Raw genomic sequence first — 25775 nt, 5'->3', positions numbered from 1 at the left:
CCAAAGAAAAGGCGCAAGATCGATGAGAATCTTGCGCCATCAACCAAGCGTAGGCGCTGTAGGTGCGGCCGTCGAACGGCCAGGTGCAATTCAGCGATTGTTGCCGCCCAACGCGCCACCCAAGGCTCCGGTCAAGCCGCCGAGTACGCCGCCGACGCCACCGGTTGTTGAGGTGCCGCTCGTGGTACCCGTCACCAGCCCACCAACGGCTGCGACTGTGCCACCTACGGTGGCGACGGTGTTGCCGACCGCTGTGACGACCGGGTTGGTCGTGCTGCCGGCGATCGCCCCGCCGAGGCTGGCGACGGCACCACCGGTTTGAGTGGTCAACCCGGCCAGGGGTGTACCGAGCCCGGTGGCGGCGCCGACGTTTTGGGTCACGTTCGTAACGGTGGCGGTCACCGGATTGATCGCGGCACCGACGGTCACGCCCAGCGTGCCCAGTGGTGCTGTTGGAGCGGTATTGGCAACGCCCGAGCCACCCAGCGCACCGCCGATTGTCGCAACAAGATTGCCGCCGGTAGCACCGGTCACGCCTGCCGAGCTGATGACGCCGTTAGTGTTACCCGCGTTCAGGCCACTGCTGACATTCACCACGGCGCCGCCCACCGTTTCCAGCAGACCCGTGCCGCCCAAGCCGCCGCCAGAACTTGTGCCGCTGGTGAGCAGACCACCCGACGTGCCGAGAGTTGTTCCGGTGTTGCTCAATGCGCCACCGACCGTGTTGGTCAGTGCGTTGCCCTCGCCGACCGTCGTGACGCGGGTGCCGAGACCGTCGACCGTGGTGCCGACTTTGCCGATGATGCCGTTCAATGGCGCACCGAGGCCGGTGCTGTCACCGATCTTGTTGGTGGTGGACTCTGCCAGGGCAATCACCGGCACCAGTTTGCTGCCCAATTGCTCTGTGACCGAGCCCAGAGGACCGGTGCTGGTGGCAAGGCTCAGCGTGTCGCCGAGCATGGTGACTTTCTCGCCGAGGCCATCCAGCACGGGGGCCACTTTGGTCACCACCCCACCGACGACCGGAATGCTGTTGGTGGTCGTGGCCAATTTGCCGCTGAGATCGGAAACACCGTTGCCGACATCCTGCACCACGCCGCCCACTGCCGAAGTGGTAACGCTGAGGCCGTCAGGGTTGGTGCTGAGTTTTCCGATGCCATTGGTCACACCGTCACCGAGCGTAGTGACGACATTGCCGGTGGTATTGACCACGCTTTGCACGACGCCACCCGCCACTGGAACACCGCTCAGCGAGTCGCCGACCTGGCCTACGCCGTCGCCCACGCCACTGACGGTTTTACCGACGTCCTGTAGCAGCGTCGTGGTCACCAGCGAGGGCACCACGGGATTGGTTGGATTTGTTGGATTTGTAGGGTTGGTGGGGTTGGTGGGATTCGTCGGGTCAGTAGTGCCGCCAGTACCGCCAGTACCACCGGTGCCTGTGCCGCCTGTGCCAGCCGTATCGCCGGTGCCACCGGTTCCGCCAGTGCCTGCCGTGCCACCCGTTCCGCCGGTGCCGGCCGTATCACCAGTGCCGCCCGTCCCGTCTGCTGCGGCAGTATCGTCGGAACCGCCGGAACTGCTGTGATGACCGCCACCGCCACTGCTGCAACCGCTGAGGCCGAGCGAGAGGATGAGCGCTAATGCGATTGCCGATTTGCACCACACTTGATTGTTCATGAGCGAGATTCCTTGCACCTGACACAACGTAGTTGTCTACGAAGGCTCGCCGGTTCTATTGCCGACAATGCCTTCGTCCGTTGTTCACATAACAATCGCAAGGGCTGCGCAGCGCCATTCTCAACTTGGTATTAACCCGTTTGATATCGGCGTGATGGCATTTCTTTAGGATTAGTTCGTTGGAGGGGGTATTTGTATTCTTGTGTCGGGAAACTTCTTATAAATCAAGGGAGTGCAGGGCGCGGCGCGGCGTAATGATGCGGTGATGAAGCCGTAAAAACTTAAGTTATATATTCACAATTAACCATCTACTGCCGCATCAAGACCCTCGTCTTTGTCAGGCAACCGGGCGCCAATGCCCGACCATGTGTTCCAGATCCCCGGCGCCCAGCAACTGCAAGTCCCCGCTCGATCCCGGCGCGCTGGCCGTCAATGTCACTTCGCTGGGCAGGCGCACCGGTTTCCTGAACTGCATGGCGATTTCGATGTTCGCCGCCGGCAGATACTCGGCGAGCGCCGCCAAGGTGCGCGCCTTGTTCCATAAGCCATGAGCAATGGCGGTCGGGAAACCAAAGAGTTTGGCGCTGGCCGCACTCAGGTGAATCGGGTTGTAGTCGCCGGACACTTTGGCGTACTGCCGCCCAATGTCCGAGGGCGCTGTCCAGCGTGCGATTTCGGTCATTGCCAGGGTCGATGCCAACACCTCCTCGACCGGCTCGCCGTCGAGTTTGACGCCGCGACAGAGCATCTGACTTTGTTCTTCCCACAGCGACCCCAACTGATCGTCCAGGGTCGTGACCAGATCGAACGTCGCGCCCTTGGCGTGGGGTTGCAGGTTGTGCACTTGCACGCTGACTCGCACTCGGCTCACTCCGCCCATGGGGCGAAACACCTGGATGCGATTGCTCAAGTGAATCAGCCCCAGCAGCGGGAACGGAAACTCTCTGGCGGTGAGCAATTGCATCTGCAACGCGAAGCCGAGAATGTGCGGATACGTCGGTGGCAGCAGACCGTTGTCGACAAAACCGCAGACCTTGCGATAGGCCTCCAGTCGCTTGGGGTCGACATTCAGCCAGCAGCGCAAACCCGAGCGGGGCAGGGTGGTGCCGGTGATTTTGCGGCGTGTCGCTGCCCGCGCATACAGGCCCGGAAGGCTGGGTTCGTGGTTGAGCGTGTGCCAGTCGGTGATCATGTCTATGCCCCCAGAACACTTTGTCCGCAAACCCGCAGCGCTTGCCCGGTGAACGCACCGGTACCCGGCTGCGCGAGCCAGGCAACGGCTTCGGCGACGTCTTGCGGCAGGCCACCCTGACCGAGTGAGCTCATGCGCCGCCCGGCTTCACGCAGGCCGAACGGAATGTGTGCGGTCATTTGCGTTTCGATGAAGCCCGGAGCCACCGCGTTGATGCTGATACCGCGCTCTTGAAGCAGCGGCGCCCACGCCTGCGCAAGACCCATCAACCCGGCCTTGCTCGCCGCGTAATTGGTTTGCCCGCGATTGCCGGCGATGCCGCTGATGGAGGCCAGCAGAATCACCCGGCCATTGTCGTGCAAGGTGCCGTTGTCGAGCAGGGCCTTGGTCAGCACTTGCGGAGCCTTGAGGTTGACCGCGAGCACCGCGTCCCAGAATTCCGGGGTCATGTTGGCCAGGGTTTTATCCCGGGTGATGCCCGCGTTGTGCACCACGATGTCGACGCCGTCGGGCAACTGTTCGATCAACTGTGCAGCGGCGTCTTCGGCGCAGATATCCAGGGTAATGCTGCGGCCACCGAGACGGGCGGCGAGGGCTTCGAGATCGGTCTTGGCCGGTGGTACGTCGAGCAGGATGACGTCGGCGCCGTCACGGGCCAGGGTTTCGGCAATCGAAGCGCCAATGCCTCGCGCTGCCCCGGTGATCAAGGCTTTGCGCCCGGCGAGCGGGCGCGTCCAGTCCGTCACTTGAGTGGCGCACGGTGCCAGGCGAATGACTTGCCCGGACACGAAGGCACTTTTGGGCGAGAGGAAAAACCGCAACGGGCCTTCGAGTTGGTCTTCAGCACCCTCGCCAACGTAAATCAATTGCAACGTGCTGCCGCTGCGCAACTCCTTGGCCAACGAACGGCTGAAGCCTTCCAACGCACGTTGCGCACTGGCGGCGAACGGATCGCTCAGAGTTTCCGGTGCCCGCCCGAGCAGCACGAGATGCGCACATTGATCGAGGTTTTTCATCAGCGGCTGGAAGAATTCGCGCAGCTGTTTGAGCTGGTCGGTGTGCACCAGGTCACTGGCGTCGAACACCACGGCTTTGAGTTTCGGCCCGTGGCCGGGAATCCATGCTGTCGCCATCGAAGGCTCGGTGCCGTAGCTGTAGATCGCATCGGTCAGGCGGTGGGCGAGTGAGCTGATTTTTTCTGTCAGCGGGCCGCCACCGATCAGCAACGCTCCTTCCACCGGACGCAACCGGCCCGCTTGCCAGCGCTCCAGCCGCGTGGGTGAAGGCAGCCCCAGGGCGCCGACCAGACGATGGCCGATGGACGAATTGGCGAAGTCGATATAGCGGTCGGACATGGAACACGCTCCAGTGGCTGGGGTTCAAAGTGTGGACCATCAACGGCGATCAGTCGTTCGATCCGCGAGATAAGGCCTACGCTTGATCATTGTAGGATTTTGATTTTTCATCAGGAGCTTTTCATGACTCAGTTGCGTCGCGTCGCGATCATTGGCGGTAACCGCATTCCCTTCGCTCGCTCCAACGGCCAATACGCCACGGCCAGCAATCAGTCGATGCTCACCTCCGCCCTCGAAGGCCTGATCGAACGCTACAACCTGCATGGCCAGCGCGTTGGCGAAGTGGTCGCCGGCGCGGTGCTCAAATTGTCGCGGGACATGAACCTGACGCGCGAATGCGTGCTCGGTTCGCGGTTGTCGCCAGCCACCCCAGCGTATGACATTCAGCAGGCCTGCGGCACCGGGCTGGAAGCGGCGTTGCTGGTGGCGAACAAGATTGCCCTGGGCCAGATCGAGTGCGGCATTGCCGGTGGCGTCGACACCACCTCCGATGCGCCGATCAGTGTCAGTGAAGGGCTGCGCAGGATTCTGCTGCAAGCCAATCGCGCCAAGACCACCGGCGACAAACTGAAGACCTTCCTGCAATTGCGCCCTAAACACCTGATCCCCGAATTCCCGCGCAACGGCGAACCGCGCACCGGTCTGTCCATGGGCGAGCATTGTGAATTGATGGCTCAGACCTGGAACATCCCCCGTGAAGCCCAGGATCAACTGGCACTGGAGAGCCATCAGAAGTTGGCGGCGTCCTATGCCGAAGGTTGGCACAACGATTTGATGACACCGTTCCTCGGCCTCACCCGCGACAACAACCTGCGTGCGGATTCGACGCTGGAAAAACTTGCCTCGCTTAAACCGGCCTACGAGAAAAGCTCCAAGGGCACACTGACGGCGGGCAACTCGACGCCGCTGACCGATGGCGCATCGTTGGTGCTGCTGGGCAGTGAGGAGTGGGCAAAGGCGCGTGGCTTACCGATTCTCGCGTACCTGCGCGATGGCGAGGCGGCGGCGGTGGATTTCGTCAACGGTGCCGAAGGTTTGCTGATGGCGCCGGTCTATGCGGTCCCGCGCTTGCTGGCGCGCAACGGCCTGACCTTGCAAGACTTCGATTACTACGAAATCCACGAAGCCTTTGCCGCGCAAGTGTTATGCACCTTGAAAGCCTGGGAGGACCCCGACTACTGCAAAACCCGCCTCGGCCTCGACGCCGCACTCGGATCGATCGACCGCCGCCGGCTCAACGTCAAGGGCAGCTCGTTGGCGGCGGGGCATCCGTTTGCGGCAACCGGCGGGCGCATCGTGGCCAACCTGGCGAAGCTGCTGGATGCGGCGGGCAAGGGGCGCGGGTTGATTTCGATTTGTGCGGCGGGAGGGCAGGGCGTGACCGCCATCATCGAAAGGTGATTTGAGAGAAATATCCTGCGAAGGGGATGAGCCCGGATGTCAGCTTCTGTCACACATGCCTTCGCAGGCTCTGCACAACACCTCATGCCGGCTCGGCTATGATCTTTGGCGTCACGATGAACGTCGGGATTGCGTGATCAATCCGGCACATTGTGTGCTTCTTGTTGTTCCTGGCAGTGTTCATAGGTCGGCACCCCCTCCCACCCGTGACTGGATTGCCGTATAACGAATGACTTTCGCGTGTTTGGTAATAAAGGACCCACAATAAAAGCTGATGAAGACTCCAAAACGCATTGAACCCCTGATCGAGGACGGTCTGGTCGACGAGGTGCTGCGCCCACTCATGAGTGGTAAAGAAGCAGCTGTTTATGTGGTGCGCTGCGGCAACGAGTTACGTTGCGCCAAGGTTTACAAGGAGGCGAATAAACGCAGTTTCCGTCAGGCGGCCGAGTATCAGGAAGGCCGCAAGGTGCGCAACAGCCGTCAGGCTCGTGCGATGGCCAAGGGCTCGAAGTTTGGCCGCAAGGAAACCGAAGACGCCTGGCAGAACGCCGAAGTGGCGGCGCTGTTCCGTCTGGCCGGTGCCGGTGTGCGGGTGCCCAAGCCGTTCGACTTCCTTGAAGGCGTGCTGCTCATGGAACTGGTGGCCGACGAATACGGCGATGCGGCACCGCGTCTGAACGACGTGGTCCTGGAGCCGGACCAGGCGCGCGAGTATCACGCGTTCCTGATTTCGCAGATCGTGCTGATGTTGTGTACCGGTCTGGTGCACGGTGACCTGTCCGAGTTCAACGTGCTGCTGACGCCGACCGGCCCGGTGATCATCGACCTGCCACAAGCGGTGGATGCGGCGGGCAACAACCACGCGTTCAGCATGCTGGAACGGGATGTGGGCAACATGGCGTCCTACTTCGGCCGGTTTGCACCGGAATTGAAGCAGACCCGGTACGCCAAAGAGATGTGGGCCTTGTACGAAGCCGGCACCTTGCACCCGAACAGCGTCCTGACCGGTGAGTTCGACGAACCGGAAGAGCTGGCCGACGTGGGCGGCATCATGCGCGAGATCGAGGCTGCCCGCCTGGATGAAGCACGCAAGCAAGCGGTCCGTGCGGCAGACGACGCACCGCCCGACAAGGCCGAAGAACCGCCTCCGCCCTGGATGCAGTGATCGGCTAAAGAAAAAACCGGCTTCGGCCGGTTTTTTTGTCTTCCACCTACACCAGCATCGATATTCAGGCGCGGACCGCGTCAGCACAGCAACCCGACTCCAGGTTTTTCAGGATCGGGCAATCCGGTCGATGATCGCCCTGACAATGCTCGACCAGATCCTGCAATGTATCGCGCAATTGCTCCAGTTCGCGAATCTTCTGGTTCAGCTCATCAATGTGCTGACGCGCCAACGCTTTCACATCGGCACTGGCCCGCTGGCGGTCCTGCCAGAGGGTCAGCAGTTTGCCGACCTCTTCCAGCGAAAACCCCAAATCCCGTGAGCGCTTGATGAAGGCCAGCGTGTGCAGGTCGTCATCGCCATACACCCGGTAACCGCTGTCGGTGCGATGGGCGGCCTTGAGCAATCCGATGGACTCGTAATAACGGATCATCTTCGCGCTCAGGCCACTGTGGCGGGCCGCTTGGCCGATGTTCATCGATTGTCCTCCAGATCCGAGGGTTTCCAGGTTTTCAACAGTAGCGCATTGCTCACCACGCTGACGCTCGACAATGCCATCGCCGCACCGGCCAGCACTGGGTTGAGGAACCCGAACGCCGCCAGTGGAATGCCGATCAGGTTATAGACGAAGGCCCAGAACAGGTTCTGCCGAATCTTCGCGTAGGTCTTGCGGCTGATCTCCAGCGCGGCCGGCACCAGGCGCGGATCGCCACGCATCAGGGTGATCCCGGCTGCATGCATGGCCACGTCGGTACCTCCGCCCATGGCGATGCCGATGTCGGCGGCAGCCAGCGCCGGGGCGTCGTTGATGCCGTCGCCGACCATCGCCACCACACCGGTTTTCTTCAGCGCTGCAACCGTGGCGGCTTTGTCTGCTGGCAGCACTTCGGCGTGCACATCGTTAATGCCCAGCGCCTGGGCGACCACGTTGGCGCTGCCGCGATTGTCACCGGTCAGCAAGTGGCTGCTGATGTGGCGGACGGCGAGTTGCTGCACGGCTTGCAGCGCACCGGGCTTGAGGGTGTCACCGAAGGCGAACAGACCCAGCACGCGAGGCTCGGGACTTTGCTCGATCAGCCAGGACAAGGTCCGGCCTTCGGTTTCCCAGGCCGTGGCCGATTCAGCTAGAGAGCCTGGTTCTAACTCGCAGTCTTGCAACAGGCGTCGATTGCCCAGCGCCAACCGACGACCCTCAAGGGTGCCGGCAATGCCGCGCCCGGTCAGGGACTGGCTGTCGGTGACATCGGCCACGCCCAAGTCGCGTTCGGTGCAGGCGTCGAGAACCGCTTTGGCCAGCGGATGCTCGCTACCGCGTTGCAGGGCACCGGCCAGTTGCAACAGGGTCGCTTCGTCGCCGTCGATCGCACTCAAATGCGCGATGCGCGGTGCGCCCGAGGTCAATGTGCCGGTCTTGTCGAACACCACGGCGCTGACTTCGTGGGCGCGCTCCAATGCCTCGGCGTCCTTGATCAATATCCCGTAGCGTGCCGCGACGCCGGTACCGGCCATGATCGCCGTCGGCGTGGCCAGCCCGAGGGCGCAAGGGCAGGCGATCACCAGCACGGCGACGGCGTTGATCAGCGCGGTTTCCATTGGTGCACCGTACAGCCACCAACCGATCAGGGTTGCCAAGGCAATCAGCAGCACCGTGGGCACAAACACCTGGCTGACTTTATCCACCAGTTTCTGGATCGGCGCTTTCGCGGCTTGTGCGTCCTCCACCAAGCGAATGATCCGCGCCAGCACGGTTTCTGCACCCAGGGCTTGGGTGCGCACCAGCAACCGGCCTTCACCATTGATTGCGCCCCCCGTGACCTTGTCGCCGGGTTGCTTGGGCACCGGCAGGCTTTCGCCGCTGATCAAGGCTTCGTCGGCATGGCTCTGGCCTTCGATCACGTCGCCGTCCACGGGGAAACGCTCGCCGGGTTTGACCATCACCAGATCATTGAGACGCAAGGCGCTGATGGCGACTTCCTGCTCGCGGCCATCGATCACCTGAATCGCCCGTTCCGGGCGCAAGGCTTCAAGGGCGCGGATGGCGCTGGCGGTCTGGCGCTTGGCGCGACTTTCCAGGTATTTGCCCAGCAGCACCAACGCGATCACCACCGCCGAGGCTTCGAAATACAGGTGCGGCATACGGTCGGTGGCCGTGGCCCATTCGTACACGCTCAAGCCATAACCGGCGCTGGTGCCGAGGGCGACCAGCAAATCCATGTTGCCCGCGCCGGCGCGCACGGCTTTCCACGCAGCAACATAAAACCGTGCGCCGAAGATGAATTGCACCGGCGTGGCCAGGGCGAATTGTGCCCAGGCTGGGAGCATCCAGTGCACGCCGAACGGCTGCAACAGCATCGGCAGCACCAGTGGCAACGCGAGGGCGATGGCCATGATCAAGGCCAGACGCTCGCGGTGCAGGCGCTGTTGTTGGTTATCGGCAGGTGGGTGGTCGGCTTCCCGGACGCTGGCGGTGTAACCGGCTTTGGTCACGGCGGCGATCAGGATTTGCGGGTCGATCTGGCCGAGCAGTTCGAGGTGGGCGCGTTCGTTGGCCAAGTTGACGCTGACGCTCTTCACCCCCGGCACTTTGTTCAGCGCACGTTCGACGCGGCCGACGCAGGAAGCACAGGTCATGCCGTCAATGCTCAATTCCAGACTGTGCTGCGGCACGCTGTAACCGGCTTTTTCCACCGCATCCATCAACGCCGGCAAGCTGCCGGTGGGCGCTTGAACTCGCGCCTGTTCAGTGGCGAGGTTGACGCTGACGGCACTGGCGCCGATGACGTTGCTCAAGGCGCGCTCGACACGGCCCGCGCAACTGGCGCAGGTCATGCCGTTTATCGGCAGATCGAACGTGGTGGATTCGGACATCGGTCGCACTCCCTGTAGTAGATGACCACAGGATCAACCTTGCCATGCTGGCAAGGTCAAGCACCAATCTGATATTCACCGCAGATCCAATTGTAGGAGCAAGCTTGCTCGCGATGGCGGCGGCACATCCAATATGGATGTAAGTGTCAGACCGCTATCGTGAGCAGGCTCGTTCCTACAAGGGGTGTGTCAGTACCCGAGATCGGCGCGCTTCAGGTACATCCCTTCCTGCGTCATCGCGATCCGGTACTTCAGCACATCACCCGCTCTGAGCTGGATGTCCTGAGAGCCCGGTGCGAGCATGCCCGGGTTGCAACCCTGTGCCTGGCCCGGCAACAGTTTGAGACGCAAGGTCACATTGCCCGGCGGCAGGTTGAAAGACGTGCTTTGCTCCTGGAACAGACGCGCTGCCAACTGGTCCTGGATGTACACGCCGATTTCGCAGCTCGTTGCGACTTCCAGTCGCTCGCGGGAAATGATCAGCACACCATAATCCTCCCCGGCAGCATTGACCGAAGGCACGGCGGCGAAAAGGCTGAGTAAGCCAAACAGGCTGAAAGCTGACCAGCGCATGGCTGAATCTCCTGAGTTCAAGTCATAGATGGACGCAGCTTGGCCGAGCCCGGTGCCGAATGCCAGCCCGGCAGATCACTCCAGAACTTGACCTTGCCATGGTGGCAAGCTCGAGACTGCTCGCAACCCTCATCAAAAGGAGTCATTCCATGCAAGTGTTCAACGTTGAAGGCATGTCCTGCGGTCACTGCGTCAAGGCCATCACCCAGGCTGTCCAGGCCAAGGACCCGGCGGCCAGCGTGCGCGTCGATCTGAATGCCCGAGAAGTGGGCGTGGAAAGCGCACTGACCGCGCAGCAAGTCATCGAGGCGATCAGCGAGGAAGGCTACGGCATCAAGCTGGCTTGATCTTTTTAATAGTTAGCGAGCTATCTTAATGTTCAAGGCGTCCATGCGCGGCTAGACTGTCGAGCTGCTGACTTCTGCCCCACTGGATGCCTGATGAACTTCCGCACCATTTTGATTCTTGGCGCCTTGAGCGCTTTCGCTCCGCTGGCGATCGATTTCTATCTCCCGGCCTTTCCGGCCATGGCGCTCGCCTTCGGTACGGACGAAAAACACGTCCAAATGACGCTGGCGGCGTACTTCCTCGGCTTGTCCATCGGCCAACTGGCCTATGGCCCGGTGGCCGATCGGTTCGGGCGACGCATTCCATTGCTGACCGGTGTCGTACTGTTCACGGTCGCGTCCCTGGCGTGCGCTTATGCGCCGAACCTGGAATGGCTGATCGCTGCGCGATTCGTCCAGGCCTTGGGCGGGTGTGCGGGGATGGTGATTTCCCGGGCGGTGGTCAGCGATAAATGTGATGCGGTAGGTTCGGCGAAGGTCTTTTCGCAGCTGATGCTGGTGATGGGGTTGGCGCCCATCCTCGCACCGATGCTCGGCGGGTTGTTGGTCAACACCACCGGCTGGCAGTCGATCTTTCTTGTCTTGTGCGGCTTCAGTGCATTGGCGGGCCTGGCGGTTGCCATCGGATTACCGGAGAGTCTGCCGGCTCATATACCGCGTCAACCACTCTCGGGCGCATTGCGTCAGTACGGCCGGTTACTGGCTGATTCGGTGTTCCTCGGCCATGCCCTGACCGGAGGCATCGCGATTGCCGGAATGTTCTCCTACATCGCGGGTTCACCGTTCGTCTTCATCGACCTTTACGGTGTCCCGGCTGAGCATTTTGGTTGGTTGTTCGGCATCAATGCGGCGGGGTTCATTCTGGTGGCGCAGGTCAATGCGCGTTTGCTGGCCAAACGTGGGCCGGCATTTTTGCTGACACGCGCGGTTTGGGTTTACCTCGGTGCCGGCTTGACGCTGCTTGCGGTCAGCGCCCTGCACACCGAACGCCTGTGGCCGCTGCTGATCCCATTGTTCATCTGTATCTCCAGCCTCGGATGCATCCTCCCGAACGCCTCGGCGTGTGCCATGAACGGGCAGGGCGCCCGCGCCGGGAGCGCTTCGGCGATGCTCGGTTGCTTGCAGTTCAGCGTCGCTGCCGGCGCCGCGGCGCTGGTCGGCGTGTTGCACGACGGCAGCGCCATGCCGATGGCCATGGTCATCAGCCTGTGCGCAATTCTGGTGGTGAGCGTGGCGATGCTCACCCGGCGTTTGCAAAATGCCCGGGCGCTGGCGCAAGCCCAGGTTTGAGAAAGAATCAGCCGGCAGCACGCTGTGCGTGGAAGGCGGGAAGTTGGTGAGGGGCGTGGATACGTGCTTCAAGAATACGCGTGAAAGCGCGAGCTTCTGCTTCGCTGCGGAAGGTGACTGCATGCTGGTCCAGACGGACCTGCCACTGGGATTTTGCCAATTCTTTTATCAGGATCTTCACAGCTGATCTCCTCTCGTAAAAGACGTTCACGCAAAAGACTGCCTCGCAGGAGATTCGATTGTAGTCCTGAATACGAGCACCAACGTGACAAGGATCAACTGTCTGACTGACGGTTTGTAACGAAAAAAAACACAGTTTTCGACCGTGTGAATCGCAGCCGTGTGTGGCCGGAGCATCCCGGTCGCACACGGCGTAAACGTAGCGAGTGATGAAAATCACGACCGATTTCTTCAGCGCTTCAGAACCCTTCCAGCACAATCTTGCCCTTGGATTTTCCGCTTTCCAGCAGCGCGTGGGCTCGGCGCAGGTTCGTTGCGTTGATCGTACCGAAGTGTTCGCCGACCGTGGTTTTCAGTGTCCCGGCGTCAATCAACCGTGCGACGCGATTGAGCAGGTTGTGCTGTTCGATCATGTCGGCGGTTTCAAACAGCGAGCGGGTGTACATGAACTCCCAGTGCAACGACAGGCTCTTGCGTTTGAGCTTGGTCACGTCCAGGGACTTGGGGTCGTCGATCAGCGCCAGTTTGCCTTGGGGCGCCAATGCCTCAACCAGTTGATCCAGGTGCTGGTCGGTCTGGGTCAGGCTGGCAACGTGGGTCACCTGATCAATGCCGGCATGCTTGAGTGCTTCGCTTAACGGCTGGCTGTGGTCGACCACCTGATCGGCGCCGAGCGCTTTCACCCAGTCCTGGGTTTGCGGTCGCGAAGCGCTGCCGATGACGGTCAGACCGGTGAGCTGTTTGGCCAGTTGCACCAGAATCGAACCCACGCCTCCCGCCGCGCCAACGATCAGCAAACGCTGACCTTCGTCGGTTTTGCCTTCGCGAATCTGCAGGCGTTCAAACAGCAGTTCCCAAGCCGTGATGGCGGTCAGCGGCAGTGCGGCGGCTTCGGCGAAGCCGAGGGTTTTCGGCATATGGCCGACGATGCGCTCATCGACCACATGCAGCTCACTGTTACCGCCCGCACGGGCGATGGAGCCGGCGTAGAACACGTTGTCGCCGGCCTTGAACAACGTGACTTCGCTGCCGACAGCCTTGACCACACCGGCCACGTCCCAGCCCAGTACTTTGGCTGCGCCGCCTTCAGGCTGGACGTTCTGGCGGACCTTGGTGTCCACCGGGTTCACGGAAATGGCTTTGACTTCCACCAGCAAATCGCGAGGGCCGGCGACCGGCTCCGGCAGCTCAATGTCTTGCAGGGCGTTTTCGTCGCTGATCGGTAAGGAGGCGTAGTAGGCAATGGCTTTCATGGGCAATTCCTGGGGCGCTTATATAGAAGAGATTCGATGAGGCAGATGATTGGCTATTTTTCCCGGAGATAAAACCGGCTAAAAGAGCAGTCTCTTTCAATATTTTTTTGATAATCGGTGCACTTGATGCTGCGTTTCGATGATTTGCAGTTGTTTGTCCGGGCGGCGGACCTCGGAAGCCTGTCCGCCGCGGCACGGGGCATGGACATGTCGCCGGCGGTGGCGAGCGCCGCGTTGAAACGCATCGAGCAGCAGCTCGGTGCCCGCTTGCTCGCCCGTTCGACCCGCAGCTTGCGTCTGACCGCCGAAGGTGAAGGCTTTCTTGAATACGCCCGGGCAGCGTTGAGCCATCTCGACGAAGGCCGGCGTTTGTTGGCCAGCGGTCAGGATCAGGTCAGCGGCGTATTGCAGCTGTCTGCACCGTCGGACTTTGGTCGAAACCTGTTGCTGCCCTGGCTGGACGAGTTCCAGCGCGAGCACCCGAAACTCACCGTGCGCCTGTTGCTGGGCGACCGTATTGCCGATCTGTTCCGCCAGCCGGTGGACATTGCCTTGCGCTACGGCGAGCCGGAAGATTCCAGCCTGGTGGCGCTGTCCATCGCCCCGCAGAATCGCCGCGTGCTGTGTGCGGCGCCAAGTTATCTGGCCCGGCATGGCGAGCCGCATCAGCTGGAACAATTGGCCCAGCACAATTGCCTGCTGTACATGCTGGGTAGTCGCGTTCACGACCATTGGCGTTTTCACGACGGCAAGCGTGAAGTCGGCTTGACCGTCAGCGGTGACCGTTTCAGCGACGATGCGGATGTCGTGCGGCTCTGGGCGCTGGCCGGTGCTGGCATCGCCTACAAGTCCTGGCTCGATGTGGCCGACGATGTCCTCGCCGGTCGCTTGAAAGTATTGCTGCCTGACCGGCTCGGTGAGCGCGCACCGCTGAATCTGTTGTGCGCCCATCGCGCACAGTTGAGTAAGCCGGTGAACCTGTTGCGGGAAATGCTTGCCAGCCGATGCGCCCGATTGAGCAGCCATTTTCCGGGGTTAACGGGTATCGACGATTAGTCGCAGGAAAATAGCGAAATTTCCCTCAGGAACAATCAGCACCAACGGTTTGTACAGGGCATGAACCGGCGGTTAACCCGCCTATACTAGCGCTCGCCTCAGGTATGCACTGTCGATCGAAATGACGAGGCTTCGCCGGGGCGGGCCTTGTTTCAACTTTCCATGCCTGGCCTCTGCCACCGTTGCCCGGTGACGGCTCGGGTTGGCGATGGCTTCGCTCTGGCTATGGCGGTTTCCACGGATTGGCCGACGACACATTACTGTTCAAGATGTCTCTGAACAGTGGACGAAACGATTCAACAGGGAGTGAATACATGGAACATGCACCTTGCATCAGCCAGATCGCCACGTTGCTGGCTGACCCCAAGCGCAGTGCAATGATGTGGGCCTTGATGGATGGCTCGGCGCGACAAACCGAAGACCTGGCCTTGTTGGCCGGCCTGTCAGCCTCTTCGGCTAGTGCACACCTGGGGCGTTTGTCCGCAGGCGGTCTGTTGAAAGTCGAAATCCGTGGGCGCAAGCGGTTTTTCCGTCTCTCAGCGCCTGAAGTCGGTGCGGCGATCGAAGCATTGGCCAGTGCAACGCTGGCCAGCACCCCGCAGGACATTCCAGAGATTTTCAAACGCCCGGCACCCCTGGCCAAACCTCAGGCGGTGCGTTCGTCACTATTGCGGGCGCGGCTTTGCGATGACCATCTGGGCGGGACGCTGGCTGCCGATCTGTATCAGCGCTTGCTGGATGCCGGGTGGATCGAGCAGTTCGACAAGCGGGTCACGATCACGCTCAAAGGCTCCACCGAGCTGGCGGCACGCAGCGTCTACATTCAGGCATTGGCACATCGCAACGAACGGGCCGCGTGCTCTTGCCCGGACTGGAGCGAAAGACGCCCGCACATGGGCGGGGCATTGGGGGCCGCGTTATTGCAGTTGTTCATGCAGTCCGGTTGGTTGACGCTGCCGAACGATTCGCGAGCGTTGCAGGTCACCGCCACCGGGCAACGTGAAATCCACCATTTTGCCAAACAAACCGAGCTGGAAATGGCGCTCTAGCGGCTGAACATCAAACCAGTGGGAGCGAGCCTGCTCGCGATGAGGGCAGGCTCACTTCTGCATTGGGTATTGCGGTGATGCTTACGGTTTTACCAACCGTGCGTCCAGGCTGTTCTGCGCCAGGCGTTTGGCCTGGTCCTGGGTCATGCCCAGGTGAGTGTGCAGTGCATGGAAATTCTCGGTGACGTAGCCGCCGAAGTACGCCGGATCATCCGAGTTCACGGTCACTTTCACGCCACGTTCGAGCATGTCGAGGATGTTGTGCTGCGACATGTGATCGAACACGCAGAGCTTGGTGTTCGACAACGGGCATACAGTCAGCGGGATCTGCTCGTCGATGATCCGCTGCATCAGACGCTCGTCTTCGATGGCGCGTACGCCATGGTCGATACGCTGGATTTTCAGCAGGTCGAGGGCTTCCCAGATGTACTCGGGCGGGCCTTCTTCGCCAGCGTGGGCAACGGTCAGGAAACCTTCGCCACGGGCCCGATCGAACACGCGCTGGAACTTGCTCGGCGGATGCCCCATTTCGGAGCTGTCCAGGCCGACCGCGACAAACGCATCGCGGAACGGCAGCGCCTGGTCGAGGGTTTTTTCTGCTTGTTCTTCGCTCAGGTGACGCAGGAAGCTCAGGATCAAACCGCTGGTGATGCCCAGTTGCTGCTCGCCATCCTTCAGCGCAGCGGCGATGCCGTTGAGTACCACTTCAAACGGAATACCACGGTCGGTGTGGGTCTGCGGATCGAAGAACGGTTCGGTGTGAATCACGTTCTGTTCTTTGCAGCGCAGCAGATAGGCCCAGGTCAGGTCGTAGAAATCCTGGGAGGTGCGCAGCACGTCGGCACCTCGGTAATAGAGGTCGAGGAACTCTTGCAGGTTGTTGAAGGCGTAGGCCTTGCGCAAGGTGTCGACATCGCTCCACGGCAAGGCGATCTTGTTGCGTTCGGCCAGGGCGAACAGCAACTCGGGCTCCAGCGAGCCTTCCAGATGCAGGTGCAGTTCTGCCTTGGGCAGGGCGTTCAGCCAGTCGTACATGATTCTTTTCTCATCAGGTGCAATGGTCGCCATTCTACAGATGCCAGTCGCAACAATTGGTAAAACCTGACCAGCCGGTTCATTGATCCACGAAAAAAATGTGGGAGCGCGCTTGCTCGCGATAGCGCTGTGTCATACGAAACAAATCGACTGACACGCCGTCATCGCGAGCAAGCTTGCTCCCACATCAGGTTTCGCTGACTTAGACGCCGGCGATCAGTTGCCGTGCTGCCTGGCTGTGATCAGCAATCAAGCCTTTCAGGTCCAGCCCTTCAACCTGGCCATCTATGACTCGCCATTTGCCGCCGACCATCACCCGATCCGCGCGATCCGCACCGCACAGCAGCAATGCCGAGACCGGATCATGACTGCCGGAGAAACGCAGCTCATCCAGCTTGAACAGCGCGAGGTCGGCCTGCTTGCCCACGGCCAGTTCACCGATATCGGTACGTCCCAGCAGACTGGCCGAACCTTTGGTCGCCCAACCCAGTACACGTTCTGGTGTGATCTTCTCGGCGCCGTAACGCAGGCGCTGGATGTACAGCGCCTGACGCGCTTCGAGCATCATGTTCGAGGCATCGTTGGACGCCGAACCGTCCACGCCCAGGCCAAGCAGGGCACCAGCATCGGTCAAGTCAATGCTTGGGCAGATGCCCGACGCCAGGCGCATGTTAGAACTTGGGCAATGGCAGATACCGGTTTTGGCGGCGCCGAGTCGGGCGATTTCGTCCGGGTTGAAGTGGATGCCGTGGGCCAGCCAGGTGCGCGGGCCGAGCCAGCCGACGCTGTCCAGATAATCCACGGTGCGCAGGCCGAAGCGTTGCAGGCAGAAGTCTTCTTCGTCGAGGGTTTCGGCCAGGTGCGTGTGCAGGCGCACGTCGAGCTTGTTCGCCAATTCGGCACTGGCGGACATGATTTCCGGAGTCACCGAAAACGGCGAGCACGGCGCCAGGGCGATCTGGATCTGCGCGCCGTCACCGCGCTCGTGGTATTCGGCGATCAGGCGCTGGCTGTCGTCGAGGATCACCTGACCTTCCTGCACGGTTTGCTGCGGAGGCAGGCCACCGTCTTTTTCGCCGAGGCTCATCGAGCCGCGAGTCAGCATGGCGCGCATGCCCAGTTCGCGAACGCTTTCGACTTGCACGTCAATCGCGTTTTCCAGACCTTCCGGGAACAGGTAATGGTGGTCGGCGGCGGTGGTGCAGCCGGAAAGCAGCAATTCGGCCAAGGCGACTTTGGTGGCGAGGGCGAGTTTTTGCGGGGTCAGGCGTGCCCAGACCGGGTACAGGGTTTTCAGCCACGGGAACAACGGCTGATTGACCACTGGCGCCCAGGCGCGGGTCAGGGTTTGGTAAAAGTGATGATGGGTGTTGATCAGGCCCGGCAGGATCACATGTTCGCGGGCATCGAACACTTCATTGCATGGCGCGGACGGTTGCTGACCGAGGCCAAGCACTTCGACGATCACACCGTCTTGCAGCACCAGACCGCCACGGGCATCGAGCTCGTTGGAGGTGAAAATGGCGAGGGGATTTTTTAACCAGGTACGGGTCGCAGGCATGGTGGCCGGCTCCTCTGAAAGTTGGGTTCAGGGTTGCCAGCTCAGTGTTGTCCTGTCTGCTGATCCAGGGTCGCCGGGGAGGCGAGGTGCGCAGTTTCGATCAAAACGGCTTTGTGGGCAAGTAAATACCCCTGTAGGAGCTGGCTTGCCAGCGATGGCTTATCGGCGACATCGACGTTGATTGACACAACATCGCTGGCAAGCCAGCTCCTACAGGGGGCGGCGGTAGTTACCAGGGAATCGTCTCACCCCGATAATTGATGAAGTGATGCCCACCCTTGGCAACAAACGCATTCACCTGATCAACCAGACCACGGGTACTGGTTTCCACGTCGATATCCGCGCCTTCACCGCCCATATCGGTTTTCACCCAGCCCGGATGCAACGACAGCACGGTGAGCCGGGTGTCACCCAGCTGCGTGACAAAACTGTTGGTCATCGAGTTCAGCGCCGCCTTGCTGGCCTTATACAACGCCAGCTCCGGAGCGTCGGGCATGGTCACGCTGCCCAGCACCGAACTCATGAACGCCAGCACGCCGGTGTCTGGGCGGATCTGCCCGACAAAGCGCTCGGCCAGGTTGATCGGTGCCACGGCATTGGTAAAGAACAGCTGACCGACTTCAGCCATCGTCGCGCCTCCATTCGGCGTCTGAACCTCCGGGCCTTTGACGCCGGCATTGACGAACAGCAAGTCAAACACTTCGCCCGAGAGTTGCTGGCTCAGCGTACGCACGGCTTGCTGATCGTCCAGGTCGAGCTTTTCGATCCGAACCTTGCCCAACGCCTGCAAGGCCTCGGCATTCTGCGGATTGCGCACGGTGGCGGTGACTTGCCAGCCGTCGGCCAGAAGGGTCTTCACCAGACCGAGACCAAGGCCCCGGGAGGCGCCGATGATGAGTGCGGTTTTTGCCGTAGACATGAGTGGCTTCCTTGAAAAGTCAGAGTCGTGGATTCAATGGACACTGTTGCCCGAGTCGCTGCTGCAACTCATCGCGCAACGCGCCGAGTTCGGCCATGCGGGCTTCGATCAGCGTGAGTTTGTCTTGCAGCAGCTGCGTAACGGCCGCGTCCGGATCGGGCGACTGCCAGATTGCCGCGACGCTGTTGCCAATCTCACCGAGGGTAAACCCCAGTCGTTGAGCGGTCTTGATGTAGTGCACCAGTTGCACCATATCGGGAGGATAGTCGCGATACCCATTGGCGCTGCGCTGCGCCGCGATCAACCCGCGCTGCTCGTAGAAACGCAGCGTGTCACGGCTGACGGCGCTGGCTTGGGCTAATTCACCGATACGCATCCTGACGTCTCATGAAAGGGGGTTGACCCTGGAGCATACTCCAGGCTTTAGCCTTGTTGCTCCCTGATTTGGTGGAGCAATGTCGATGTGGACTACAACGCAATATCGTCGGTTGGTGCAAGGCAGCGCGTGGTACGACCTGATCGTGACGGCCGCGTTTGTCACGCCGTGGAGTTTCGCGGCGTTGCATGGGCTTTTGCTGGGGATAAGTCAGACGCTGAGTCTGCCCGGCGAGCTGCCACCGTTCGAGCCTGTGCATATGTTGATGGCGAATCTGTTGGGGTCGATTGTCTGCGTGTGGGCGGTGCTGCGGATTCGTGATCCGCAACCGGTGTTTGGGCGATATGACGCGGTGGCCAGATTTCTGTTTTCGGCATGGCAGGCTTATGCCCTGGCCCATGGCGCGAGTTCAATGCTGGTGGTTTTCTTGATCTTTGAGATGGCGTGGGGTGTAGCTCAGGTGTTGCCGGTGCGGTCGATAGACGGCCAGCACCGCTTGAGGGCAGGGACATTGACCAGGCCCCGAATTTGAACATCGGTTTTTGGTTAAAAAACGATCAATTGAATGCACGCCATACTGTGCGTGGCGCCCGGGCGGCCATGAACGGGTTATCCACAGGTTCCTCCACAGTATTTGTGCGCAAGCCCGAAGGTCGGGCATAAGCACTGTGTGGCTTTCTTCTAAAGGTGATAAACCGCTGTAACTATTTGTTTTTACGTATTTTTGGTGTTCGCGATGGTCAACTGGACGAAAATTGAGCAAAGCCCGCAAAGCCGCATGACAGAAGGGTTACAGCCATATGTGCTCAGGTTATCCACAGCCGGGTGCACAGTAGATGTGGGCAAATGTGAAAGAGCTGAAAAAATCGCTGCGCCCCAAAAGATTGCAGCCCTAACGCTGTAACAGAATCCGCCCACGACTCAAGTCGGCAAGCTGGGATTGCAAGGTATTGATCTGCGCTTCACCTACCGCCAACTGCAGCTCCACGCCATTGGCGGTGAAGGTTTCTTCCACAACCAGGCCACCCGATTCTGCCACCCGAAGTTTCACCAAGGGCAACTCGGAAAACCCGCAAGCACAACTCAGAGGCACCCGACTGATCAGCTCCACTTTCGGCGCCGCTTGCAGGCATTTGTTGGCGCCGCCGCCGTAGGCCCGGGCCAGGCCACCGGTGCCCAGTTGAATGCCGCCATACCAGCGAATCACCAACACCACGACCTGATCGCAATCCTGCGCTTCAATCGCCGCCAGAATGGGTCTGCCCGCAGTGCCGCCAGGCTCGCCATCATCGGTACTGCGATACTGATCGCCGAGTTTCCACGCCCAGCAGTTGTGCGTGGCATTCAAGTCGCTGTGCTGTTCAATGAACGCCTGGGCTTCGGCCGGGCTGGAGATCGGCGCGGCGAAAGTGATGAAACGGCTTTTGCGAATCTCTTCGCGGTGTTCGCAAAAACCGCTGAGGGTAAAAGGCATAAGTACTTAAATGGCAGGTGTCAGGCCGCAGCCCTTGAGAATGATACGGATCAGGTTGTTGCCGGCGTCTTCCATGTCTTGCCTGGTTAACCTGGCGCGTCCCGTGACTCGGCAAATCTGCGTGGAGAAATCGGCGTAATGCTGGGTGCTGCCCCACAGCAGGAAAATCAAGTGTACCGGATCGACCGGGTCCATCTTGCCAGCGTCGATCCAGCTCTGAAATACACCTGCACGGCCCTGGAACCAGGCGCGGTAATCCTGGTTGAAATATTCAGTCAGGCATTCCCCGCCACTGATGACCTCCATCGCGAAAATCCGCGAAGCTTGCGGTTGGCGACGGGAAAACTCCATCTTCGCGCGGATGTATCGGGTCAAGGCTTCGGCCGGATCATCCTCTGCCGTCAACGTATTGAAGGTGCTGTCCCATAGTTCGAGGATATTGCTCAGCACCGCCACGTACAAACCGAGTTTGTTGGTGAAGTAATAATGCAGGTTCGCCTTGGGCAACCCGGCATTCTGGGCGATGGTGTTCATGCTCGTGCCTTTGAACCCGTGACGGGCGAACTCGCCTTCGGCGGCTTTGATGATGGTCTCTTCGTTCTTCTGACGAATGCGGCCGGCGGGTTTGTCGCCGTGGGCTGGGACTTCAAAGGTCATGGGCACTTCCGAATGGGTGGGTGGGTGCAATCTGTGTTGATAGCGCGGCCACAGCCTTCAGACAAGCCTCTGTGCGGCTGAAACATCATTAACGGGTCGCGGCCAGACTTTCCAGAAAACTCTCCAGTACCAAGTGTGGACGACGGCCCTTGCGAGTGACCGAGGCGAGGCTGAGGTCATAGAACCGCGCATCGGGTTTCAATGCACGCAGGCGGCCTTGTTGCACCCAAAGGCTCGCGTAATGATCGGGCAGATAACCGATGTAACGTCCGGTCAGGATCAGAAACGCCATGCCTTCGCGGTCCGACGCGCTGGCGGTGCAGTTGAGTGCCTGGTAATGGGCCTGGATGTCCGCCGGCAATCGGAAGGTCGGCGCAATGGCGTCCTGGCTGTTCAGGCGCGTGTCATCCAGTTGCTTGTCATCGACATAAAACAACGGATGACCGACCGCGCAGTACAGCAACGAGCGTTCGCTATAAAGCGGCTGGTACTCCAACCCCGACAGCGCACTCGCCTGCGGTACCACGCCAACATGCAGGCGTCCGTCGAGTACACCTTGTTCGACTTCGTTGGGCGCGATCATGCGGATCTGGATCTGCACATCCGGACCACGTTCTTTCAATTGTGCGAGCGCATGGGTGATGCGCATGTGGGGCAGGGTGACCAGGTTGTCAGTCAGGCCGATGGTCAACTCACCGCGCAAATGTTGGTGCAGGCCGTTGACCTCGGTGCGGAAACTTTCCAGTGCACTCAACAGTTGCAACGCCGATTGATAGACCTCCCGACCTTCCTCGGTCAGGGAGAAACCGGCCCGCCCGCGCTGGCATAGACGCAAACCAAGGCGCTGCTCCAGATCGCTCATTTGCTGGCTGATGGCTGAGCGACCGATACCGAGTACGGTTTCCGCTGCGGAGAAGCCGCCGCATTCGACCACACTGCGAAAGATCCGCAGCAAGCGAATATCAAAGTCGCTGACTTGCGCCAGTGGATCGGGACGGCGGCTGGACATAGTTTAGTAGACGCCTGACTGAAGGTTACAAAAGTTGGATTTCACAGACTTTATCTCCATGGCAATTTAGCTGCAACAACGGTTTTTAATCCTTACGCCGCTTATCGCCTTGCGAGGTTTCGCTCATGAACTTGCCCGAAAACGCTTCGACTTCTCTGGCTAGCCAGCTCAAGCTCGATGCTCACTGGATGCCTTATACCGCCAACCGTAACTTCCAGCGCGACCCGCGCTTGATCGTCGGTGCGCAAGGCAGCTGGTTGATCGACGACAAGGGGCGCAAGGTTTATGACTCGCTGTCCGGTCTGTGGACCTGCGGCGCCGGCCACACCCGCAAGGAAATCCAGGAAGCGGTTGCCAAGCAACTGGGCACTCTCGATTACTCCCCAGGCTTCCAGTACGGTCATCCGCTGTCGTTCCAGCTGGCTGAGAAAATCACCGACCTGACGCCGGGCAACCTGAACCACGTGTTCTTCACCGACTCGGGTTCCGAGTGCGCCGATACCGCCGTGAAGATGGTGCGTGCTTACTGGCGCCTGAAAGGTCAGTCGACCAAGACCAAAATGATCGGCCGTGCCCGTGGCTACCACGGTGTGAACATCGCCGGTACGAGCCTCGGCGGCGTGAACGGCAACCGCAAGCTGTTCGGTCAGGCGATGATGGATGTCGACCACTTGCCGCACACTTTGCTGGCAAGCAACGCGTACTCCCGTGGCATGCCGGAGCAGGGTGGTATCGCCCTGGCCGACGAACTGCTGAAGCTGATCGAACTGCACGATGCGTCGAACATCGCCGCCGTGTTCGTTGAGCCGCTGGCCGGCTCCGCTGGCGTACTGGTTCCGCCACAGGGTTACCTCAAGCGTCTGCGCGAGATCTGCGATCAGCACAGCATCCTGTTGGTGTTCGACGAAGTGATCACCGGTTTCGGCCGTACCGGCAACATGTTCGGTGCCGACACCTTTGGCGTGACTCCGGACCTGATGTGCATCGCCAAGCAAGTCACCAACGGCGCGATCCCGATGGGCGCGGTGATTGCCAGCTCCGAGATTTACCAGACCTTCATGAACCAGGCGACGCCTGAGTACGCAGTGGAATTCCCTCACGGTTACACCTACTCCGCACACCCGGTGGCTTGCGCCGCGGGCCTGGCAGCACTCGACCTGCTGCAGAAGGAAAACCTGGTGCAGAGCGTGGCCGAAGTCGCACCGCATTTCGAAAATGCGCTGCATGGCCTGAAGGGCACCAAGAACATCATCGACATCCGCAACTTCGGCCTGGCTGGCGCGATCCAGATCGCTGCGCGTGACGGCGACGCGATCGTGCGTCCGTTCGAAGCCGGCATGGCGCTGTGGAAAGCCGGGTTCTACGTTCGCTTCGGTGGCGACACCCTGCAGTTCGGCCCAACCTTCAACAGCAAGCCGCAGGACCTGGATCGTCTGTTCGACGCGGTCGGCGAAGTGCTGAGCAAGATCGACTGATTTCTCCTTCTATATACCTATAAACAACGGGTGCCCGGTAACGGGTGCCTGTGGACAACTTTTCAGGAGCTTCCATGAGCGTTATTCCGCATTTGATCAATGGCGAACTGGTGACCGAGAACGGTCGCACGGTCGATGTGTTCAACCCGTCTACCGGCCAGGCGATTCACAAGTTGCCACTGGCGACCCGCGAAACCATCCAGAGCGCCATCGATGCTGCCAAGGCTGCATTCCCGGCCTGGCGCAACACGCCGCCGGCCAAACGTGCCCAAGTGATGTTCCGCTTCAAGCAATTGCTGGAGCAGAACGAAGCGCGCATCTCGCAATTGATCAGCGAAGAGCACGGCAAGACCCTGGAAGATGCTGCCGGTGAATTGAAGCGCGGCATCGAGAACGTCGAGTTCGCTTGTGCGGCACCGGAAATTCTCAAGGGCGAGTACAGCCGTAACGTCGGCCCGAACATTGATGCCTGGTCGGACTTCCAGCCACTGGGCGTAGTGGCCGGTATCACGCCGTTCAACTTCCCGGCCATGGTGCCACTGTGGATGTACCCGCTGGCCATCGTCTGCGGCAACTGCTTCATCCTCAAGCCGTCCGAGCGCGATCCAAGTTCGACGCTGCTGATTGCACAGCTTCTGCTGGAAGCCGGTTTGCCGAAAGGCGTGATGAGCGTGGTGCACGGTGACAAGACTGCGGTGGACGCGTTGATCGAAGCGCCGGAAGTCAAAGCGCTGAGCTTTGTTGGCTCGACGCCGATTGCCGAATACATCTATTCCGAAGGCACCAAGCGCGGCAAGCGCGTCCAGGCACTGGGCGGGGCAAAGAACCACGCGGTATTGATGCCGGATGCAGATCTGGACAACGCCGTCAGCGCACTGATGGGCGCGGCTTACGGTTCTTGCGGCGAGCGTTGCATGGCAATCTCGGTAGCCGTGTGCGTGGGCGATCAAGTGGCTGATGCGCTGGTGGCCAAACTGGTTCCTCAGATCAAGGCACTGAAAATCGGTGCCGGTACCAACTGCGGTCTGGACATGGGTCCATTGGTGACTGGCCAGGCGCGCGACAAAGTCAGCGGTTATGTAGAAGACGGCGTAGCTGCCGGCGCGACACTGGTTGTAGATGGTCGTGGTCTGACCGTGGCAGGTCATGAGGAAGGTTTCTTCCTGGGTGGCTGCCTGTTCGACAACGTCACACCGGAAATGCGCATCTATAAAGAAGAGATCTTCGGACCAGTCCTGTGCGTCGTTCGGGTCAACAGCCTGGAAGAAGCCATGCAGCTGATCAACGATCACGAATACGGCAACGGCACTTGCATCTTCACCCGTGACGGCGAAGCAGCGCGTTTGTTCTGCGACGAGATCGAAGTCGGCATGGTCGGCGTCAACGTACCGTTGCCAGTGCCAGTGGCCTATCACAGCTTTGGCGGTTGGAAGCGTTCGCTGTTCGGCGACTTGCATGCCTACGGCCCGGATGGCGTACGTTTCTACACTCGCCGCAAGGCTATTACCCAGCGCTGGCCGCAGCGTGCGAGCCACGAAGCGTCGCAGTTCGCCTTCCCTAGTTTGTAAGTAGAAGGGGATGAAGGCCGGCCCTGGTGGCCGGCCTTCGCGTTTGCGGGGCTTTTTGACTTATATGACAGTTTTATGAAAATAGCGGTTGACGGCAGATCTCAGGTGTCTATAATTCGCCCCACTTCCGGCGCAGTCGAAACGGAAAACTCCTTGGTAAACAAAGAGTTACGCGGTTTTCGGCAGCGGGTTGCTTCAGTTCATCGAAGCCAAAAGGAAGTTGAAAAAGAGGTGTTGACAACAGTGAGTAACGCTGTAGAATTCGCCTCCCGCTGATGAGAGATCTGAG

24 protein-coding genes are annotated in these 25775 nt (G+C 60.3%); 9 read left to right on the top strand and 15 right to left on the bottom strand.

What is annotated here, in order from left to right; all coding sequences use genetic code 11:
* Positions 1-90: 90 nt before the first annotated feature.
* The 3 genes from QYH43_RS23995 to QYH43_RS23985 form a co-directional block, all read right to left on the bottom strand.
* Complete coding sequence (locus tag QYH43_RS23995) at positions 91-1680, bottom strand: collagen-like triple helix repeat-containing protein (RefSeq protein ID WP_301158245.1); 1590 nt, start codon at positions 1678-1680, stop codon at positions 91-93.
* A gap of 337 nt (positions 1681-2017) precedes the next feature.
* A complete protein-coding gene (locus QYH43_RS23990; RefSeq protein WP_301158244.1) occupies positions 2018-2872 on the bottom strand; it encodes a MaoC/PaaZ C-terminal domain-containing protein in 855 nt (284 codons plus the stop codon).
* A 2-nt stretch (positions 2873-2874) separates the two neighbouring features.
* Positions 2875-4227 carry a 3-oxoacyl-ACP reductase gene (locus QYH43_RS23985; protein WP_095152326.1) on the bottom strand — a complete coding sequence of 451 codons (1353 nt, stop codon included), beginning with the start codon at positions 4225-4227 and terminating at the stop codon, positions 2875-2877.
* Positions 4228-4350: 123 nt separating this feature from the next.
* Here QYH43_RS23985 and QYH43_RS23980 point away from each other — a divergent pair, with 123 nt between their 5' ends.
* Positions 4351-5628 (top strand): acetyl-CoA C-acetyltransferase, encoded by a 1278-nt coding sequence (locus QYH43_RS23980; protein ID WP_301158243.1) that lies wholly within the window; start codon positions 4351-4353, stop codon positions 5626-5628.
* Positions 5629-5902: 274 nt separating this feature from the next.
* Positions 5903-6796 (top strand): PA4780 family RIO1-like protein kinase, encoded by an 894-nt coding sequence (locus QYH43_RS23975; RefSeq protein WP_095061437.1) that lies wholly within the window; start codon positions 5903-5905, stop codon positions 6794-6796.
* A 64-nt stretch (positions 6797-6860) separates the two neighbouring features.
* Here QYH43_RS23975 and cueR read toward each other — a convergent pair whose 3' ends face one another.
* The 3 genes from cueR to QYH43_RS23960 form a co-directional block, all read right to left on the bottom strand.
* Positions 6861-7274, bottom strand: a complete 414-nt coding sequence (gene cueR / locus QYH43_RS23970) for a Cu(I)-responsive transcriptional regulator (protein WP_095152328.1) — start codon at positions 7272-7274, stop codon at positions 6861-6863.
* Positions 7271-9664: a heavy metal translocating P-type ATPase gene (locus QYH43_RS23965; RefSeq protein WP_095152329.1), complete on the bottom strand. Its 2394-nt coding sequence runs from the start codon at positions 9662-9664 to the stop codon at positions 7271-7273. Before QYH43_RS23965 ends, cueR begins: the two co-directional genes overlap by 4 nt.
* A gap of 189 nt (positions 9665-9853) precedes the next feature.
* Complete coding sequence (locus QYH43_RS23960) at positions 9854-10237, bottom strand: hypothetical protein (protein WP_095152330.1); 384 nt, start codon at positions 10235-10237, stop codon at positions 9854-9856.
* Positions 10238-10386: 149 nt separating this feature from the next.
* Between QYH43_RS23960 and QYH43_RS23955 the strand changes: the two genes are divergently transcribed.
* Both QYH43_RS23955 and QYH43_RS23950 read left to right on the top strand, forming a co-directional pair.
* Positions 10387-10584 carry a cation transporter gene (locus QYH43_RS23955; protein WP_095061445.1) on the top strand — a complete coding sequence of 66 codons (198 nt, stop codon included), beginning with the start codon at positions 10387-10389 and terminating at the stop codon, positions 10582-10584.
* Positions 10585-10677: 93 nt separating this feature from the next.
* Positions 10678-11874 (top strand): multidrug effflux MFS transporter, encoded by a 1197-nt coding sequence (locus QYH43_RS23950; RefSeq protein WP_095061447.1) that lies wholly within the window; start codon positions 10678-10680, stop codon positions 11872-11874.
* Between the two features lie 7 nt (positions 11875-11881).
* On the opposite strand, the gene QYH43_RS23945 is transcribed toward QYH43_RS23950, so the two are convergent.
* Entirely contained in the window at positions 11882-12274 is a 393-nt protein-coding gene (locus QYH43_RS23945) for a hypothetical protein (protein ID WP_143498441.1), read from the bottom strand.
* A 19-nt stretch (positions 12275-12293) separates the two neighbouring features.
* A complete protein-coding gene (locus tag QYH43_RS23940; RefSeq protein WP_095061449.1) occupies positions 12294-13307 on the bottom strand; it encodes a zinc-binding alcohol dehydrogenase family protein in 1014 nt (337 codons plus the stop codon).
* A gap of 126 nt (positions 13308-13433) precedes the next feature.
* On the opposite strand from QYH43_RS23940, the gene QYH43_RS23935 reads away from it, so the two are divergent.
* Together QYH43_RS23935 and QYH43_RS23930 are read left to right on the top strand one after the other, a co-directional pair.
* The gene (locus QYH43_RS23935) at positions 13434-14363 is read left to right on the top strand and encodes a LysR family transcriptional regulator (protein ID WP_095152337.1); all 930 of its coding nucleotides are present in this window, start codon (positions 13434-13436) and stop codon (positions 14361-14363) included.
* 314 nt (positions 14364-14677) lie between these two features.
* Positions 14678-15412 carry a helix-turn-helix transcriptional regulator gene (locus QYH43_RS23930; protein ID WP_095152331.1) on the top strand — a complete coding sequence of 245 codons (735 nt, stop codon included), beginning with the start codon at positions 14678-14680 and terminating at the stop codon, positions 15410-15412.
* An 81-nt stretch (positions 15413-15493) separates the two neighbouring features.
* On the opposite strand, the gene QYH43_RS23925 is transcribed toward QYH43_RS23930, so the two are convergent.
* From QYH43_RS23925 to QYH43_RS23910, 4 genes are all read right to left on the bottom strand, one after another.
* Entirely contained in the window at positions 15494-16447 is a 954-nt protein-coding gene (locus tag QYH43_RS23925; RefSeq protein WP_095061453.1) for an adenosine deaminase, read from the bottom strand.
* A gap of 202 nt (positions 16448-16649) precedes the next feature.
* Positions 16650-18008, bottom strand: a complete 1359-nt coding sequence (locus QYH43_RS23920; protein WP_095152332.1) for an 8-oxoguanine deaminase — start codon at positions 18006-18008, stop codon at positions 16650-16652.
* A gap of 229 nt (positions 18009-18237) precedes the next feature.
* Positions 18238-18927: an SDR family oxidoreductase gene (locus QYH43_RS23915; RefSeq protein ID WP_095152333.1), complete on the bottom strand. Its 690-nt coding sequence runs from the start codon at positions 18925-18927 to the stop codon at positions 18238-18240.
* A gap of 19 nt (positions 18928-18946) precedes the next feature.
* Positions 18947-19303: a MerR family transcriptional regulator gene (locus QYH43_RS23910; RefSeq protein WP_095061459.1), complete on the bottom strand. Its 357-nt coding sequence runs from the start codon at positions 19301-19303 to the stop codon at positions 18947-18949.
* An 85-nt stretch (positions 19304-19388) separates the two neighbouring features.
* On the opposite strand from QYH43_RS23910, the gene QYH43_RS23905 reads away from it, so the two are divergent.
* Complete coding sequence (locus tag QYH43_RS23905) at positions 19389-19835, top strand: hypothetical protein (protein WP_095152334.1); 447 nt, start codon at positions 19389-19391, stop codon at positions 19833-19835.
* Positions 19836-20195: 360 nt separating this feature from the next.
* Here QYH43_RS23905 and QYH43_RS23900 read toward each other — a convergent pair whose 3' ends face one another.
* From QYH43_RS23900 to QYH43_RS23890, 3 genes are all read right to left on the bottom strand, one after another.
* The gene (locus QYH43_RS23900) at positions 20196-20777 is read right to left on the bottom strand and encodes a YigZ family protein (RefSeq protein ID WP_095152335.1); all 582 of its coding nucleotides are present in this window, start codon (positions 20775-20777) and stop codon (positions 20196-20198) included.
* 6 nt (positions 20778-20783) lie between these two features.
* A complete protein-coding gene (locus QYH43_RS23895) occupies positions 20784-21434 on the bottom strand; it encodes a TetR/AcrR family transcriptional regulator (RefSeq protein WP_095152336.1) in 651 nt (216 codons plus the stop codon).
* Positions 21435-21522: 88 nt separating this feature from the next.
* Complete coding sequence (locus tag QYH43_RS23890; RefSeq protein ID WP_095061467.1) at positions 21523-22443, bottom strand: LysR family transcriptional regulator; 921 nt, start codon at positions 22441-22443, stop codon at positions 21523-21525.
* 125 nt (positions 22444-22568) lie between these two features.
* Here QYH43_RS23890 and QYH43_RS23885 point away from each other — a divergent pair, with 125 nt between their 5' ends.
* Positions 22569-23918: an aspartate aminotransferase family protein gene (locus QYH43_RS23885; RefSeq protein ID WP_095061469.1), complete on the top strand. Its 1350-nt coding sequence runs from the start codon at positions 22569-22571 to the stop codon at positions 23916-23918.
* A 74-nt stretch (positions 23919-23992) separates the two neighbouring features.
* On the top strand, positions 23993-25486 hold the full coding sequence (locus QYH43_RS23880; RefSeq protein WP_095061471.1) for a CoA-acylating methylmalonate-semialdehyde dehydrogenase: 1494 nt from the start codon (positions 23993-23995) through the stop codon (positions 25484-25486).
* Positions 25487-25775 lie beyond the last annotated feature (289 nt).

The sequence above is a fragment of the Pseudomonas sp. C32 genome, from assembly GCF_030417915.1.
Classification (GTDB): domain Bacteria; phylum Pseudomonadota; class Gammaproteobacteria; order Pseudomonadales; family Pseudomonadaceae; genus Aquipseudomonas.
This window is presented reverse-complemented; position numbering and strand designations above follow the sequence as displayed.

Coding starts and splice junctions, on each gene's coding strand:
- QYH43_RS23995 (WP_301158245.1), bottom strand. CDS start 1,680: ATGAACAATCAAGTGTGGTGCAAATCGGCAATCGCATTAGCGCTCATC.
- QYH43_RS23990 (WP_301158244.1), bottom strand. CDS start 2,872: ATGATCACCGACTGGCACACGCTCAACCACGAACCCAGCCTTCCGGGC.
- QYH43_RS23985 (WP_095152326.1), bottom strand. CDS start 4,227: ATGTCCGACCGCTATATCGACTTCGCCAATTCGTCCATCGGCCATCGT.
- QYH43_RS23980 (WP_301158243.1), top strand. CDS start 4,351: ATGACTCAGTTGCGTCGCGTCGCGATCATTGGCGGTAACCGCATTCCC.
- QYH43_RS23975 (WP_095061437.1), top strand. CDS start 5,903: ATGAAGACTCCAAAACGCATTGAACCCCTGATCGAGGACGGTCTGGTC.
- cueR (WP_095152328.1), bottom strand. CDS start 7,274: ATGAACATCGGCCAAGCGGCCCGCCACAGTGGCCTGAGCGCGAAGATG.
- QYH43_RS23965 (WP_095152329.1), bottom strand. CDS start 9,664: ATGTCCGAATCCACCACGTTCGATCTGCCGATAAACGGCATGACCTGC.
- QYH43_RS23960 (WP_095152330.1), bottom strand. CDS start 10,237: ATGCGCTGGTCAGCTTTCAGCCTGTTTGGCTTACTCAGCCTTTTCGCC.
- QYH43_RS23955 (WP_095061445.1), top strand. CDS start 10,387: ATGCAAGTGTTCAACGTTGAAGGCATGTCCTGCGGTCACTGCGTCAAG.
- QYH43_RS23950 (WP_095061447.1), top strand. CDS start 10,678: ATGAACTTCCGCACCATTTTGATTCTTGGCGCCTTGAGCGCTTTCGCT.
- QYH43_RS23940 (WP_095061449.1), bottom strand. CDS start 13,307: ATGAAAGCCATTGCCTACTACGCCTCCTTACCGATCAGCGACGAAAAC.
- QYH43_RS23935 (WP_095152337.1), top strand. CDS start 13,434: ATGCTGCGTTTCGATGATTTGCAGTTGTTTGTCCGGGCGGCGGACCTC.
- QYH43_RS23930 (WP_095152331.1), top strand. CDS start 14,678: ATGGAACATGCACCTTGCATCAGCCAGATCGCCACGTTGCTGGCTGAC.
- QYH43_RS23925 (WP_095061453.1), bottom strand. CDS start 16,447: ATGTACGACTGGCTGAACGCCCTGCCCAAGGCAGAACTGCACCTGCAT.
- QYH43_RS23920 (WP_095152332.1), bottom strand. CDS start 18,008: ATGCCTGCGACCCGTACCTGGTTAAAAAATCCCCTCGCCATTTTCACC.
- QYH43_RS23915 (WP_095152333.1), bottom strand. CDS start 18,927: ATGTCTACGGCAAAAACCGCACTCATCATCGGCGCCTCCCGGGGCCTT.
- QYH43_RS23910 (WP_095061459.1), bottom strand. CDS start 19,303: ATGCGTATCGGTGAATTAGCCCAAGCCAGCGCCGTCAGCCGTGACACG.
- QYH43_RS23905 (WP_095152334.1), top strand. CDS start 19,389: ATGTGGACTACAACGCAATATCGTCGGTTGGTGCAAGGCAGCGCGTGG.
- QYH43_RS23900 (WP_095152335.1), bottom strand. CDS start 20,777: ATGCCTTTTACCCTCAGCGGTTTTTGCGAACACCGCGAAGAGATTCGC.
- QYH43_RS23895 (WP_095152336.1), bottom strand. CDS start 21,434: ATGACCTTTGAAGTCCCAGCCCACGGCGACAAACCCGCCGGCCGCATT.
- QYH43_RS23890 (WP_095061467.1), bottom strand. CDS start 22,443: ATGTCCAGCCGCCGTCCCGATCCACTGGCGCAAGTCAGCGACTTTGAT.
- QYH43_RS23885 (WP_095061469.1), top strand. CDS start 22,569: ATGAACTTGCCCGAAAACGCTTCGACTTCTCTGGCTAGCCAGCTCAAG.
- QYH43_RS23880 (WP_095061471.1), top strand. CDS start 23,993: ATGAGCGTTATTCCGCATTTGATCAATGGCGAACTGGTGACCGAGAAC.